The sequence below is a fragment of the Acetatifactor aquisgranensis genome (assembly GCF_943193215.1).
In the GTDB taxonomy this organism is placed as follows: Bacteria; Bacillota; Clostridia; order Lachnospirales; family Lachnospiraceae; genus Acetatifactor; species Acetatifactor aquisgranensis.
This window is the reverse complement of record NZ_CALPDH010000021.1, coordinates 105,730-117,701: the sequence shown is the minus strand read 5'-3', so window position 1 is coordinate 117,701 and position 11,972 is coordinate 105,730. Positions and strand designations below refer to the sequence as shown.

Annotated in this window: 9 protein-coding genes and 2 pseudogenes; 7 read left to right on the top strand and 4 right to left on the bottom strand. The window is 48.0% G+C overall.

Annotated elements, in window-relative coordinates; translation table 11 throughout:
- Window positions 1–206: 206 nt before the first annotated feature.
- The 7 genes and pseudogenes from NFS35_RS18175 (at window position 207) to NFS35_RS18145 (ending at window position 6,890) form a co-directional block, all read left to right on the top strand.
- Window positions 207–815, top strand: a complete 609-nt coding sequence (locus NFS35_RS18175) for a class I SAM-dependent methyltransferase (RefSeq protein ID WP_251208524.1) — start codon at window positions 207–209, stop codon at window positions 813–815.
- A gap of 65 nt (window positions 816–880) precedes the next feature.
- The gene (locus tag NFS35_RS18170; protein WP_251208523.1) at window positions 881–1,441 is read left to right on the top strand and encodes a TetR/AcrR family transcriptional regulator; all 561 of its coding nucleotides are present in this window, start codon (window positions 881–883) and stop codon (window positions 1,439–1,441) included.
- Window positions 1,442–1,519: 78 nt separating this feature from the next.
- Window positions 1,520–2,134, top strand: a complete 615-nt coding sequence (locus tag NFS35_RS18165; RefSeq protein ID WP_251208522.1) for a methyltransferase family protein — start codon at window positions 1,520–1,522, stop codon at window positions 2,132–2,134.
- 79 nt (window positions 2,135–2,213) lie between these two features.
- A complete protein-coding gene (locus NFS35_RS18160; protein WP_251208521.1) occupies window positions 2,214–3,539 on the top strand; it encodes an MATE family efflux transporter in 1,326 nt (441 codons plus the stop codon).
- A 432-nt stretch (window positions 3,540–3,971) separates the two neighbouring features.
- Window positions 3,972–4,394 carry a sigma factor-like helix-turn-helix DNA-binding protein gene (locus NFS35_RS18155; protein ID WP_251208520.1) on the top strand — a complete coding sequence of 141 codons (423 nt, stop codon included), beginning with the start codon at window positions 3,972–3,974 and terminating at the stop codon, window positions 4,392–4,394.
- Window positions 4,395–4,822: 428 nt separating this feature from the next.
- Entirely contained in the window at window positions 4,823–5,089 is a 267-nt protein-coding gene (locus NFS35_RS18150) for a DUF6870 family protein (RefSeq protein ID WP_120485209.1), read from the top strand.
- Window positions 5,090–5,205: 116 nt separating this feature from the next.
- Window positions 5,206–6,890 (top strand): annotated as a pseudogene (locus NFS35_RS18145) (recombinase family protein).
- A gap of 313 nt (window positions 6,891–7,203) precedes the next feature.
- On the opposite strand, the pseudogene NFS35_RS18140 reads toward NFS35_RS18145, so the two are convergent.
- The 4 genes and pseudogenes from NFS35_RS18140 to NFS35_RS18125 all read right to left on the bottom strand — a co-directional run bounded on the left by NFS35_RS18140 (window position 7,204) and on the right by NFS35_RS18125 (window position 11,948).
- Window positions 7,204–8,410, bottom strand: a pseudogene (locus tag NFS35_RS18140) (IS256 family transposase).
- A gap of 142 nt (window positions 8,411–8,552) precedes the next feature.
- Complete coding sequence (locus tag NFS35_RS18135) at window positions 8,553–9,086, bottom strand: Uma2 family endonuclease (protein ID WP_251208519.1); 534 nt, start codon at window positions 9,084–9,086, stop codon at window positions 8,553–8,555.
- Between the two features lie 424 nt (window positions 9,087–9,510).
- Window positions 9,511–9,783, bottom strand: a complete 273-nt coding sequence (locus tag NFS35_RS18130) for a hypothetical protein (RefSeq protein ID WP_251208518.1) — start codon at window positions 9,781–9,783, stop codon at window positions 9,511–9,513.
- Between the two features lie 344 nt (window positions 9,784–10,127).
- A complete protein-coding gene (locus NFS35_RS18125; RefSeq protein WP_251208517.1) occupies window positions 10,128–11,948 on the bottom strand; it encodes an AAA family ATPase in 1,821 nt (606 codons plus the stop codon).
- Between the last annotated feature and the right edge of the window lie 24 nt (window positions 11,949–11,972).

Genomic DNA, 11,972 nt, shown 5'->3' with positions numbered 1-11,972 from the left:
TGTGGAAGCCGGGCATCCTTTTTCGCCATCTTTCCCGCAGTATGCCTTATGCTGCTGGTGCTAACTTAATGACATTGTTTCAGGTGTTATTATTTGAACGAGTATATATTTCATGTAACTGACTAATTATTTTCATGTGAATGAACATTATTCATTGACATTTCAAAAAAGAGTGCTATACTAATTGATGGAAAGGAGGTCAAGCCATGAACACCATAAAAGAAAACTCGAAATCTGCATTTAATCAGCAGGCCGCCACCTATGATAAAGATATTAAAGGCCAGCACGCCCGCTCTCTTTATCCCGTCCTGCTGGAAAAGCTGTCATACATTCCGTTTCAATCTGCCCTTGATTTGGGATGCGGGACTGGAGAAATGCTAAAGCTCATTTTGCAGAAAGACATCCATAAAGAATTGTACGGCATTGATTTATCAGAGGAGATGCTCGCTGTTGCAAAATCGAAACTCCCGGAACAAGTCAAACTATTGTTGGGGGACAGCGAGGCACTTCCTTTCCCTGACAACGCCTTTGATGTTGTGTACTGCAACGACTCTTTTCATCATTATCCTGCACCGCAAAATGTATTAAGAGAAGTAAACCGAGTATTGAAGCCAGGCGGCACTTTCCTGATGGGAGATTGTTGGCAACCATTTGTAGGACGCATTATTATGAACTTTTATATGCGCCATAGCAAGGAGGGCGATGTGAAAATTTACTCCGAAGCAGAGCTTGTTTCCATGCTCTCTGCATATTTTCATAATGTATCATGGGAACAGATTGGTAATACGGCGTGTATAGCTATGGGCGAAAAATGATTGATATTCACTCATTGATTTTTTAGAGTGGGCGTGCTATCATAGAAAGAAAGGAGGCTCAACCTATGCGGATCACAAAGGAGCCGGAAGTACGCAAGCAAGAGATTTTGGATACTGCGCTCAAATTGTTCGGGGAAAATGGTTATGAAAAAACCTCGATTACAGATATAGCAAAAGCAATCGGCGTGGCACAAGGTCTATGCTATCGCTACTTTCCGTCTAAAGAGGCGCTGTTTGATAGTGCGATTGAACAATATGCAGATGTCCTGGTGGAGCAATTTGCAGGCGCTGAAAAGGACGATCACAAGACCTTGCGGCAGATTATTGAAGATATGCCTGCCACGATGGAAGAACAGGACACAAAATATTATTCAGTTTTTCACGGCGCAGAAAACAAGAAATTCCACGATCAACTTTCTCTCAAAGTGTGCGAGAAACTGGTTCCGCTTGTAGAAAAATTATTGCTACGAGCTCGGCAAAAAGGCGAAATCCAGTTTGACGATATTCAGGCCGCTGCGATGTTCTGCGTATATGGACAGCTTGGTATCCTGCTGGCAGACGATCTGACACAAGAAGATAAGTCGAAAAGGATTCGTGAATTTCTTATATTTGCACTTCATCTTTGAAACAGTCCCCCGCTTTGGGGCGGGGGATTTTCAAGAAGCAAACAATGAATAGTTTTCATTCAACAATGGAGGCGTACAATGGATGACCCATCACGCTTTACAAGCATAAATGAGTATTACACTTTCATTTATGCCATAAGCTACATGATGTTAGTAGAGCTTGGTATATGGATTTACAATTTCAAAGGTTGGCTGAAAAGGCCGGACAAGAAAAACAATGATTATGGAACAATTCTGATTGTAATGCTGGGGTGTTGGGGGAGTTTTTATTTCAGCACCTATTTCAGAAGCCAACAGTTTATACAGATAGCCGGAGAAATACTTTTACCCCATATTTTTTACTATGTGGGTATAGCTTTTATTCTTGTAGGTACAACTCTGCGCGCTGTTGCTGTCTGGAGCCTAAGATATTCTTTCACACTTTCCGTCAAAACGGGCGGCAATCAACGGTTAGTCACAACTGGCGTTTACCGATATATTAGAAATCCTGCTTATGCCGGAACAATGTTAAGTATGCTCGGAAATGCCTTTTGCTTTCGCTCTGTTTTTTCTCCGCTATTGGTCTTGCTCATTTTGGCGATCTGTTATGGAATAAGAATTAAGGTGGAAGAAAAAGCATTATATGAACGCTTTGGAGAAGAATTTAAGAATTATTGTTTCCGTTCGTGGAGATTGTTCCCACTAATATGGTAATTGGCTACCGCTCTGGTAGCCCTACATTATAGCTTATTTATGAATGTTATTCATTCAATAAAGAAAGGAAGTTTTTATCATGCCAACAAAAATTGATTTTATAGGCGGGAATACGAAGCGTTGCCTTATGGCGATGGCGCTTCCGATGATTGCCGCCATGTTCCTCAATATGATGTATAACCTTGTAGACAGCCTGTGGATCGGAAATTTGCTCGGAGAAACGGCTTATGCCGCCTTGACAAATTCCACTCCTATCATTCTGATCTTAACCTCTGTTGCGATGGGGGCAACTAATGGTGTATCAATTTTGATCTCTCAGGCGATTGGCGCAAAGAACAAGGAAAAAACAGAGAGTTTGATTTCCACATCGTTCTGCGTGGCAGTAGTTTTCTCCCTCCTTGTAACTATTCTGCTTGAGGCTTTTCTTCCGGGAGTTTTGAAAGCTCTGAACACCCCGGCTGAAACCTATGATATGGCATACAGCTACTTGGCGATCTATATCCTCGGATATTTGGCGGTCTACCTCTATCTTTATTTCACCGCTGTTTTGAGGAGCTTTGGCAATTCTATGTTTCAAGCCGTAGCCATGCTGGTGTCAACAATTTTGAACGCGATCCTCGATCCTATTTTTATCCACTTCATCGGATTTCACGGTGCGGCGATTGCTACCTTGCTTTCTCAAGTGATCTGTCTGGCGTTCATGTTGATTTATCTGAAAAAGAAGAAATTGCTTGCATTCAAAATCTCTGCGTTTGATAAAAATGATGTATTGCCACTCATTCAAAAAGCAATTCCCTCGGTTATTCAGCAGAGTATTCCGGCCATCAGCACGACTTTCCTTACTGCACTTGTTAGTACATATAGCGTCACTGCAATAGCGGCTTATGGGGTAACAGGAAAACTGGAAACCATCCTGTTTTATCCGGCGATGGCATTGAACATGGTCTTAACTACCATTATCGGACAATGTGTCGGCGGCGCACGTTATGACCGGGCCAAAGATTATTTGAAGTGTGCATTGGGGTACGGCTGTGGTCTGCTTGTAATTCTTTCTGTTTTGGTGGTCGGGTTTTCAAAACAGCTTTCCGGCCTATTCGTCAAGAGCGATGCTGTGGCGGCTATTGTCGGAACTTATTTTCTGATTGTCAGTGTCGGGTACATTCTGAATACGGTTACAAACTGCTATCTTGGTGCCCTTAACGGTATGGGAAAACCTTCAAAGAGTATGTTCCTGATGATTTTTTATTACATTGTGGTTCGGATGCCCCTGGCCTACTTACTTTCCTATCTTGGCTTTGGACTAAATGGAATTTGGGTTGCGGTTCTGGTCAGTCATGTGGTGGCCAGTGTTGCCGCTGGCATCTCTGGAACTATTGCTTTCAAAAAGCGGACAAGTACAACCTAAGTCAGTTTTATTAGGCGAATGCAACTGTCCGGCGGCGGTAAATAAAAAAACCGCCATTGAGACAGTTGGTTTTGTGCGCTCAAATTCATTTCAACGGCGGTTCATAACGAACCGCCGTTTCTTATCATAGCGACGGCGGTTACCAGGAGGTATCGCCGTGTCCTGTTCTCTTTTCCACCCTAACCTGTCAAAAAAAGCCCACCCGCCCAGCAGGATCAGTCCGGCGGTGGATGCGAAATTTGACAGTACATAAATGAATTTGTCATTTCATGCGCTTGCGTGGCTTTGTGTCGCGCAGGCGCTTTTTGTTATCTGCACTTCGAGACAAAGTGTCCCGAGGTACGGAGCAGCTCCCCAGGGTGCCGCTCCCCGCCGCCCTCCATATCGTTTCCCCGCAACCCGACCACAAAAAACGATATGGAGGTACATACAATGACTATCATCAACTTGCGCGACTTTTACTACTGGTACACCCAGGACGAATATATTGAGGTTTCCGACGATGTGGCCGAGGCGCTCCGGGCCAGCGTCCGCTATGAGGCGGCCTATACCGAGCGGGCCCGCTACAACAAGGCGTACTATTCCTTGGACGCGGATGACGGCATCGAGTATTCCGCCTGCCTGCACGAGCTCACCCCGGACGAGGTTCTGGAGTTCAAGGAGCGGTTCTGCCGTCTCTGGAACGCGCTGAACAGCCTGCCGGAGATCCAGGGCCGCCGGGTGGACGCTCACTTTATCCTCGGCATGACCTACCGGGAGATTGCCCAGGCCGAGGGCGTGGATAAGAGCGCGGTGCGGCGCTCCGTTCTCAGCGGCATCGCACAGATGAAAAAATATTTGAGAAAAAATCCGTGATTGCCGTCTCCATTTGCTCCATTTTTCTGGTGGTATATGAGAGGAAGTTTTTTCTTCTCCACAACTGAATAGCGGGCGGCCCCGGGTGAACACGGGGAGCCGGGCGGCGGGTGCGCTATGACTTCTCCCACGGGAGGACGAGCGACCAACACCACCGCCGCGAGTGGGGAGCCTGCCAGCCCCACGGCCACGATCCGCGAGGGACAAGCTGGCTGCTTGCCACTTGGGGCCGCCGCACAAAACAAGGGAACGCCGGGCCGCTACTCGCTGTCTTTTGACGGGCCAAACATACGGGCCCGGCGCTCCCCATTTCAAACAAGTTCGAGACAAATTGTCCCAAGGTGAGGACAGGCTAAAGGGCGGCACTTTTCGGAGTGCTGCCTTTTCGCGTTTCCCCACCAACCAAAAACGCAAAAGGAGGTTTTGCCGTGAAACTGACCGCACAAGAGCTGGAACAAATGAAAAACGTGGACATCGGCGCGGTGAGCGCGGATGCGCTGGCTGACGTGAGCGGTATGGCCTTTGACCGCACCCTCCCCCGGGAGGAGCGGCTGGCCCGGTTCGTAAAACGGGCCGTCAATCCCTACTGCTTTAGCGTGGGCGGCGTGGGCGTGAAAATCGAGTTTGCCGAGGGCGGTCCCTCCCTCCAGGAGACGTTGGCGGCCTTTCTTATCCGGCAAAAGAGCGGGCTGTAACTGCTGTTGCGGCCTGCTCCCACTTCGAGACAAAATGTCCCGAGGCATCGACATCCTTGTTGATTGCCCCGGGCAGAGGTATAATATAAGTGTAATGTGATAGGGAAGGAGGAACAATGGCACGAACAAAAAACAGAGGGTATCAGCAAACTTTGACCCCTACCTATACGGCCCGGCTCTGGAAAATGGGCGGCTACATCCGGCTTTCCCGAGAGGATTTACAGAAAATCAACCGGGGGCTTGACGATAGCAACAGCGTGAAAAACCAGCGCGACATTCTCAATGATTTTCACTTCAACCATGCGGAAGAATTTGAAAGCTACACCGAGTATGTGGATGACGGCCACACGGGAACCGATACGGAGCGCGAAAGTTTCCAGCGACTTTTAGGGGATGTGATGAGCGGGAAAATCAACTGCGTTGTGGTGAAAGACCTTTCCCGTTTCGCCCGGAATTATAGCGATGCTGGAAGTCTGATTGATAACCTTTTTGTGCAGATGGGCGTCCGCTTTATCAGCTTGGCCGAGGGCGTGGATAGCTACCTAAACCCGGACAGCGTGAACAGCATCATCGTTCCGATAACAAACGTGATGAATGACCAGTATTGTTATCAGACCTCAAAGAAAATCCGGCAGGTTTTCGATTACAAGCGGCGCAACGGCCAGTACATCGGCCCTTTTGCTCCCTACGGCTACATAAAAGACCCCAAAGACAAGCACCAGCTAATCGTTGACCCGGAAGCCGCTGAAATCGTCAAGAAGATTTACGAGCTGTGCCTGCAAGGAACCACCAAACACGCGATAGTGCTTTATCTGAACGAACACGGCATACCCAGCCCCACGGCCTACCGGATAGAAAAGGGCCTGCCCTATTCCCCCGCCGTGGCCGACAATCCCATGTGGGGAAACAAGATTGTCAATGACATTCTGAAAAACCCCATTTATACAGGGGACTTGGTGCAGGGCCGCCGCCGGGTGAAAAGCTACAAGGTACACCAGATCGAGGCTGTGCCGGAGGAAGAATGGGTGCGCGTCCCCGATACCCACGAGGCCATCATCACCCACGAAACCTTTGACCGGGTGCAGGCCCTCCTGCTCCGCGATACCCGGACAACCCCAAAGGGCCGGGAGCTCCATTTGTTCAGCGGCTTTCTGAAATGTGCGGACTGTGGGAAATCCGTCACCCGGAGCCAGAGCGGGAAAAATGTATATTATGCCTGCTCCACCTACAAGAACCGCTCCCGGACGGCCTGCACCATGCACTCTATCAAGCACAACCGTTTAGAGGCCGCCGTCCTGTTCGCTATCCAGTATCAAGTGAGCACCGCCGTTTCTTATTCGGAAATAGTAACCCGTATCAATGCGGCCCCGCTGAAAAAAAGTCAATCCCACCGCCTTAATGACCAGATAGCCGCAAAGGAAAAGGAATTGACGAAAATCACCCGCTATAAGCAGTCACTGTATCAAGACTGGAAAGACGGGGAAATCACCCAGCAGGAATACCGGGAAATGAAAGCCGATTATGAACGGCAGCCGCTGGGCTCTCGGATTTGCTGGCCCGGCTGACGGCTGAACGGAAAGAGCTCTCAAATGGCGTTGACCAGCAGCATCCCGCGCTGGTAGCTTTTGCAAAATATCAGAACATCGAAAAGCTGACCCGCGAAATTCTGATTGAGCTGGTAGACCATATCAAGGTTTACGAAAACGGCAATATCAGCGTTCACTTTAAGTTTGCGGACGAGTTCCGCCGGATTGCCGAGTACATTGAAATCAACACCACTGACACCGCCGAGGCGGGCTGACCCCCGCCAAAGCATAAAATCCTTTTGACAGTGTGTTTTCCTAATAAAACGCAATCTTAGTATTACCAATCTGCACGCCTTTATACAGATTTTTCTAATTTTTTGCACCAAAATAAAACATCCCGGCTGCTTCTTTTCGTGGGCTCTGCCCACACCCGGCCTCTGGAATAAGGATGGGGACAGCAGCATTCCTTTCAGGGTGCGCTGCCCCAGACTTTCCTAATGATGCGAAGCTTCTATATGATGCGGAGCTTCTATATGATGCGGAGCTTCTATATGATGCGGAGCTTCTATATGATGCGGAGCTTCTATTTTACAGATGCTGGGTCAGCCGTTCCCCATAGAGGACTGTCAGCTGGTTCAGCACCTGGTTCCAGTTCCGGTATCTCTGTGTCCACTTCTTCGCCACATTCAGGCTGGCCAGATAGAGCATCTTTTCCAGGGAGCTGTCGCTGGGGAACACGCTCTTTGTCTTGGCGGCTTTCCTGTACTGGCGGTTCAGCCCCTCGATTATATTGGTCGTGTACATGATACGGCGTACTTCGTCTGGGAACTGGAAGAAAGGGCTTACATCTTCCCAGTTGTTTTCCCAGTTGCTGACTGCGTAGGGATCCCCATTTTTCCCTGACATCCGACAGTGCTTCCAGCCCGGTTTTTTCATTCGGGGCATTGTATACCGCCTTGAAATCAGACGCGGACTTCTTCAGGTCACTGTAGTTCACATACTTGAACGAGTTGCGCAGCATGTGGATGACGCACCTCTGGATTTCGGACTGGGGGAACACGGCGCCAATCGCCTCCTTGAACCCAGGGAGCCCGTCCACGCAGAAGAACAGCACATCCTGCACTCCCCGGTTCTTCAGGTCGTTCAGCATCCCCAGCCAGAACTTCGAGCTCTCGTTGGCGCCTACCGTGATGCTGAGGATCTCCTTGTACCCTTCCGTCGTGACGCCCAGCACCACATAGGCCGCACGGCTGAGTATCCGCCCGTCTTCCCTGACCTTGTAGTGGATGCAGTCCATGAACACGAATGGATAGACCGGGTTCAGGGGCCTTGACTGCCATTCCCGGATTTCCGGCAGTATCTTGTCCGTGATTTTGCTGACCATCTCTGCAGACATCTCTATCCCATAGAGGTCCTGCAGCTGGTCATGGATGTCCCTGGTGCTCATCCCCCTGCCGTAGAGCGGGATGACTTTTTCTTCGATTCCGGAGATGTCCCTCTGGTATTTGGGGATGAGCTTCGGCTCGAATTCACCGTTCCTGTCCCGGGGCACATCGATCCGGAACCCGCCGTACTGGCTCTTGAGGTTCTTGGGGGAGTGGCCATTGCGCTTATTTGAAGTCTCCACATTCCCTTTGTTGTTCTTCTCATAGCCCAGTGTCGCGTCAAGCTCTGCCTCCATGAGTTCCTGGAGGATATCTTTGAATCCATCTCTCAGGAGGGTGTAGACATCTGCCACGCTGTTTAAGTTGCTGTCTGCAATAATCTGTCGAATCTGTTCCTTTGCTACCGGCATAAAAATACTCCTTTTCGATAAGAATTTTCATATCTTGATTCTTACCAAAAAGGAGTCATTTTTTACCAAAGACACAAACTTTTTTACACTACCTCCCTATTTTCCAAATGCTTTCCTTAACCACTATATCGATATTTAAAATCTATTCTATTTTTAGTGAAAGACCTTCATAGATTCCCACTGGTATGTCTTTATCAAAAGAGAATTCTTCCATACTGTCTTTTTCAAAATTATATACTGTCACAAGTTCTCTTTCAGAATCTACAACCCAATATTCTCTAACTCCTGCTGTCCGATACTTAAACAACTTCTTATAATAATCCATCTGTCTACTGCTTGGTGAAACAATCTCAATAGCCCAGTCAGGTGCACCATTGCAGCCTTTATCCGTAATTTTATTCTTATCACAAATAACAGAAATATCAGGCTCCACATAGTTTTTATCATTTTCATTCAAGAATACAGCAAACGGAGCAGGGAACACCTCGCACTCACCATCATTTCGCTTAATAAAGTCTTTTATCTGATAATGCAAATCAGAAACCAATCTCTGATGTCTTGTGTTTGGTGGAGCCATATAGTATATTTTCCCATCAATTAATTCAGCCCGTTCTCCATCTGGTAAAGCATAAATATCTTCTAATGTATAAATATCTTCTTTTCTCAATGCCTCCATCCTTGCACCTCCGCTCTTGTTTCCATTATAGGCAATATTCATAGGAATTACTATCGCTTTCCATCATTTGAATATCTAATTTCATTGATATTATAGAACGGTTTCTTCCAAAACGCCTTCTCCATCTCTAAACCATATTACTTTACTTACTACTTTTTCCTCTTAAATTTTTTTTGGATCTCTAACTAAAGTTTTTCAATTTTCTGGTCATCATATTCAGAAAACAGAATAATTGCATGATTGTCATTTCTCTCTAAAAGATAGCACACTCCATTTGTTACTTTACCAATTTCTTTTGTATCGATCCTACTATGAAATCCGCCCATATCTTGATTATAATATATACTATTATTGTTCATTCCACCATATTCTGCCTTTGACTTATCAAAAACTAATTCATTTCCTCTTTTTCTATAACACCAGTTTACAACTTTTGAATATTTTTAAAGCCTGACAATATATAGCCCTCAATGATTTTGATTAGGGAGCATGATTTTATTACAGTTTCGAGTTTTCCCACGAAACTGCTGAATATTATGCTGGCCTGAATCTGTTGTCCAATACCGAAACGCGTCTCCTGTGCGCTGGCAAACTGGTAGTATGAAAAGGCTTCATCACTGTATGGGAGCAGCGTCATGGCGTTATATGCCATGCACTCCAGGTTGATCAGGCGCTCAATGCCACTGCGGCTCCGCATGCGGTATTCTTCCAGTGACCAGAATGTCTTGCTTTCATAGTAGGATACTTCAATCCGTTATGCGAAAGTTCGTATAACGGATTGAATGTACATTCCGTGAACTGAAGCAGCAGATTGGGGCATTCTGCTTTCACTTCTGGTCAAAGTACATGCATCTGTTCCATCTAAATGCGGCATGCGCCTTCCTCCCTATAGTCCCAGGGCAATGGACCCTGTACTTATCCAAAGGAAAATTCTTTAAATAACTCCTCTCTATAGCTTGGTTTATTCATGGCTTTCTCCCCCCGCAATCCCCATTCTACCGCGCAAGTCATCCCCTGGTAAGCCTTCGCTATATTGCTGTTCTAATCTTCTAGCATGACCCTGCATTTCTTCCTGTTACAGGCAATGCCGTATTTCAGAATGGTCTCCAGGCCGTCCTGGCGGAGCTTTTCCTCATAGCCTTTTGTATCTATCTGCTGCAGGGCTTCCCTGCAGCCTTTTTCCATCATTTCATATGGGGATTTTTCATTGCCGCCTTTTGCACGATTGGTGGATGCATCTGTACCGTCCGCGGACTTTTTCCCGCTGTCCGGGTACTTCACCTCTATCACGATGCCGATGCCCTCTTCCTCGATTTCCACAAGGATATCGCTGTACCAGGCATTCGCCAGAATGCCTTTGTCTCCGGACTCCACATTGGAGCGGATGTACCAGTCCTCCCGGTGGCTCAGGAGACCAAGGAGTATGCCGTGGTAGAAGTTCTCCTTCTTGCTTTTGTGCACATTCGTGTCCCGGATGCTGATAGTCCTGGAGAGGTAGGCGTTGAACTGGCTTTCCACCGCTTCCGCGTCCCCTCTCACGAACGCATCGCAGAATGCGTCCAGCGTGGGCGTGTCCCTGCGGGCCTCCTGCTGGAACCATTCCAGAATCTGGTCAATGAAGATTTTCCGTATCTCACGATTCGGTATCGCCAGCTGGTATACCTCCCCGTCCTCGCTGCCCCGCTGCGTCAGGTAGCCAGTGGTAAAGAGGATGCTCCAGAGATTGTCCATGGAGGTATAGAGGTCGCGGTAGGTCAGCTCCTGGTTGATTTTCTTCGGAATCGTCTCCCCGTCGATCAGGCGCTCCAGCTCCTTCCTGGTGCCCGCCTTTGCCATCCGGACAAAATTGCGGATGATGTCGTTCCCGCTGGTATTGATCCAGAAGGGCCTGGGGAGCGCGTCCGGCTCCGAACGCAGCTGGTCGATATAGTTAATCACATCCCAGGGGCAGATAACCTGCGCACGGCCGAAACGGTATCCGTCATACCATTCCTTGATCAGGTGAAGCTTGTCGGTGCACTGGAATCTTTCCGCCATGGCCTGGATTTCGCTTTGGGTAAAGCCGAACCTTTCGTCGGACTGTGTATTTGTGATGGAATACACCTTCAGGTTGTTCAGCCCGGTGAAGATGCTCTCTAAATGTCTTCCGCAGGAAGACATTGATACGCGCAGGCACCCTGTGAGCACGGCGAATGCCAGGCTGTGGTTGCTCCTCAGCGCCTGGCTGAAAAGGCTGCGGATCAGGCTCACCATCTCGTCATAGTAGCCGAAATGCTGCGCTTTGTCCAACGGCACATCGTATTCATCAATCAAAAGAACTGCCTTTTGCCCATAATGCTTATGGAGGAGCTCGCAAAGGGTCAGAAGGCTGGAGGCAAGCGCTCCATAGGACATGCTGAACCATTGTTCATTAGAGGAATCAATTGCAATCAGCTTCTCATAAGATGCTTTTTCCCAGGCAGTAAGCGCTTCGCTGTCCAGCAGGAACTGAAAGCGCATGGCTTCCCTCCCGATGACTGAACGGAGCATTTCCAGAGCCGTGGTGTAGCCATTGCCGCTTACATCCTTCAGGGTGATGGAGATGACAGGGTACTTTCCCATGTGTTCCTGGCAAAGCTGCGGCTCTGCGCTGATGGCAAGCCCCTCAAAGAGCTGCGGGTCACAGCCATATTCGAAAAAGTACTTCAGCATGTTCATGTTAAGGGATTTGCCGAACCTCCTGGGACGCGTAAATAGGTTTATGCCTCCCCATCCCTCCAAGAGATCCTTTATCAGGGCAGTCTTATCTACATAATAAAAACCGTTTCTGCGGATATCTTCAAAATTCTCAATGCCGATAGGCAGTTTGGCTGTTGCGTTCATGGCGGCTCCTTTCGGGGAAATATC

Excerpts from the sequence above, each read along its gene's own strand:
- NFS35_RS18175 (WP_251208524.1), top strand. The coding sequence starts at position 207 with ATGAACACCATAAAAGAAAACTCGAAATCTGCATTTAATCAGCAGGCC.
- NFS35_RS18170 (WP_251208523.1), top strand. The coding sequence starts at position 881 with ATGCGGATCACAAAGGAGCCGGAAGTACGCAAGCAAGAGATTTTGGAT.
- NFS35_RS18165 (WP_251208522.1), top strand. The coding sequence starts at position 1,520 with ATGGATGACCCATCACGCTTTACAAGCATAAATGAGTATTACACTTTC.
- NFS35_RS18160 (WP_251208521.1), top strand. The coding sequence starts at position 2,214 with ATGCCAACAAAAATTGATTTTATAGGCGGGAATACGAAGCGTTGCCTT.
- NFS35_RS18155 (WP_251208520.1), top strand. The coding sequence starts at position 3,972 with ATGACTATCATCAACTTGCGCGACTTTTACTACTGGTACACCCAGGAC.
- NFS35_RS18135 (WP_251208519.1), bottom strand. The coding sequence starts at position 9,086 with ATGGAGGCATTGAGAAAAGAAGATATTTATACATTAGAAGATATTTAT.
- NFS35_RS18130 (WP_251208518.1), bottom strand. The coding sequence starts at position 9,783 with ATGCGGAGCCGCAGTGGCATTGAGCGCCTGATCAACCTGGAGTGCATG.
- NFS35_RS18125 (WP_251208517.1), bottom strand. The coding sequence starts at position 11,948 with ATGAACGCAACAGCCAAACTGCCTATCGGCATTGAGAATTTTGAAGAT.